Source organism: Lacisediminihabitans sp. (assembly GCF_043726815.1).
GTDB lineage: Bacteria > Actinomycetota > Actinomycetes > Actinomycetales > Microbacteriaceae > Lacisediminihabitans.
The window spans coordinates 1-1895 of sequence record NZ_JAYSJZ010000009.1 but is presented as its reverse complement, the minus strand read 5'-3'; the positions used below and the strand labels follow the sequence as shown (position 1 = coordinate 1895).

The window sequence follows — 1895 nt, the reverse complement described above, 5'->3', positions numbered from 1 at the left end:
CCCTGGCCCGATAAACACGAGTTTCGCAGCCGCACACGCGCGCGCGAACTCCACGTTCTCCGAAAGAAAACCGTAGCCAGGATGCACGGCCTGCGCGTGGGTCGCGAGCGATGCCTCAACGATTGCCCCACCATCCAGATAGTTACCGACGTGCACCGCGACATCCGCGAGCCCCACGTGGCGCGCATCACGATCGGCGTCAGTAAAAATCGCGATCGAACGGATGCCCAGCTCGCGCAGGGTGCGGATCACCCGGCAGGCGATCTCGCCCCGGTTCGCCACAAGCACGGTGTCGAAGCGCACACTGTCAGCCACCGGCGTCACATCCGGAACAGGCCGAAGGCCGGCTCGGGCAGCGGGGGGGCCGCGCACACGTCGAGGGCGAGGCCGAGCACCGTGCGGGTGTCGGCCGGGTCGATAACGCCGTCGTCCCACAGCCGCGCCGTGGAGTAGTAGGGGCTGCCCTGTCTCTCGTACTGCTCGCGGATGGGCGCCTCGAACGCGGCCTGTTCGCCAGCGAGCCACTCATCGCCCAGCTGATCCCGCCGAACGGTCGAGAGCACGGATGCCGCCTGAGCCCCACCCATCACGGAGATGCGCGCGCCCGGCCACATCCACAGGAACCGCGGCGAGTACGCCCGCCCGCACATCGAGTAGTTGCCAGCGCCGAAGGAGCCACCGATCACCACCGTGAGTTTGGGCACGCGAGTGGTTGCGACCGCGGTCACCATCTTCGCGCCGTTCTTGGCGATACCGCCAGACTCCGCGTCTTTGCCCACCATGAAGCCCGAGATGTTCTGCAAGAAGACGAGCGGGATTCCGCGCTGGTCGCACAGCTCGATAAAGTGCGCCCCCTTGAGCGCCGATTCGCTGAACAGCACGCCGTTGTTTGCGATGATGCCCACCGGATGCCCGTGCAGCCTCGCGAAGCCCGTCACGAGCGTCGTACCGTACTCCTTCTTGAACTCGTGAAACTCGCTGCCGTCGACGATCCGCGCGATTACCTCACGCACCTCGTAGGGCGACTGCACGTCGGTGGGCACGACCCCGTAGAGGCTCGCCGAATCGACGAGCGGCTCGCGGCTCGGGAGCACCTCCCAGGCGGGGGCGGCGGGGCGCGGCAGGGTCGCCACCATGTCGCGCACGATCTGCAGGGCGTGGCGGTCGTCATCCGCGAGGTGGTCGGTCACGCCGGAGACGCGCGAGTGCAGTTCGCCGCCGCCAAGCTCCTCTGCGGAGACGATCTCGCCGATCGCGGCTTTCACGAGAGGCGGCCCGCCGAGGAAGATCGTGCCCTGGCCCCGCACGATCACGGTCTCGTCGCTCATCGCCGGCACGTAGGCGCCGCCGGCCGTGCACGAGCCCATCACGGAGGCGATCTGCGGGATGCGCGCCGCCGACATCCGCGCCTGGTTGTAGAAGATGCGGCCGAAGTGCTCCCGGTCGGGGAAGACCTCGTCCTGCATGGGCAGGAACGCGCCGCCCGAATCGACGAGGTAGATGCACGGCAGCTGGTTCTGCATCGCGATCTCCTGCGCGCGCAGGTGCTTCTTGACGGTCATCGGAAAGTAGGTGCCGCCCTTGACGGTCGCGTCGTTGGAGATCACGAGCACATGGCGACCGTGCACGAGGCCGATGCCCGCGATGAGACCGGCGCCGGGTGCCTCGCCGCCGTACAGGCCGTCGGCCGCGAGCGGGGCGATCTCGAGGAAGGGGCTGCCCTCGTCGAGCAGTTCGTCGACGCGGTCGCGCGGCAGGAGCTTGCCCCGGGCGACGTGGCGTTCGCGGGACTTCTCGGGCCCGCCCAGGGCGGCAATGCCGAGTCGCTGCCGCAGTTCGGCCACGAGCGCGCGCTGCGCGGTCTCGTTGGCCGCGAACCCGGGGCTCGCGCGGCT

2 protein-coding genes are annotated in these 1895 nt (G+C 68.8%); both read right to left on the bottom strand.

Annotated features, from left to right (window positions below):
* A partial coding sequence (locus tag ACHZD8_RS01265; protein ID WP_394768291.1) for a biotin carboxylase N-terminal domain-containing protein occupies positions 1-315 on the bottom strand: 315 nt, incomplete at its 3' end.
* A gap of 5 nt (positions 316-320) precedes the next feature.
* A partial coding sequence (locus ACHZD8_RS01260) for a carboxyl transferase domain-containing protein (RefSeq protein ID WP_394768290.1) occupies positions 321-1895 on the bottom strand: 1575 nt, incomplete at its 5' end.